This window comes from Rhizobacter sp. P3_B12 (assembly GCF_056402895.1).
This window is the reverse complement of sequence record NZ_JBFUGN010001698.1, coordinates 1-626: the sequence shown is the minus strand read 5'-3', so window position 1 is coordinate 626 and position 626 is coordinate 1. Positions and strand designations below refer to the sequence as shown.

Below are 626 nucleotides of genomic sequence, written 5' to 3'. Positions count from 1 at the left end.
GCCCACGTGTTCGCGTTCGATGCGGCCGGCCGCCTGCTCGGTTCGGCACCGGCGCTGCTGGGGGCGGCGCGTGGCGACGATTCGGTGCCGGGCATCGGCGAGCGGCCCATCGCCGACATCAAGCCGTCCGAGCGCATCACGCCGGCTGGCCGCTTCGTCGGCCGGCCCGGCCACAACGCCAATGGCGAGGACATCGTCTGGGTCGACTACGACGCCGCGGTGTCGATGCACCGCGTGCGCACCACCAACCCGCGCGAGCGTCGCGCGCAGCGCCTCGCGTCACCGGGCGTCGACGACAACCGCATCAGCTACGGTTGCATCAACCTGCCGCCGGCCTTCTACGACGGCGTGATCAGCCCGATGTTCAGCCGCGGCCGCGCGATGGTGTACCTGGTGCCCGACCGCCGCACGCTGGCCGAGGTGTTCGGCATGCCCGATCCGCGCCCCGCATCGCAAACCACCCAGCTGGCGCAGGCCGCCGTCCACTGACCCCCTCTTGAATGAAACGAGGGCCCGGCAGAGCGAATCTGCCGGGCCCTCGAAGCCGACGTGGCGACGATCAGTTGCGATCGGCGCGCGGTGCCAGCGGATCGCTCGCGATCGTGCTGGACGAATCGCTGTTGTCC

General features: G+C 71.1%; 1 pseudogene. It reads left to right on the top strand.

The features are described from left to right. A pseudogene (locus tag AC1D01_RS37740) lies at nt 1-489 on the top strand (hypothetical protein); the annotation flags it as partial. Nucleotides 490-626: the final 137 nt, after the last annotated feature.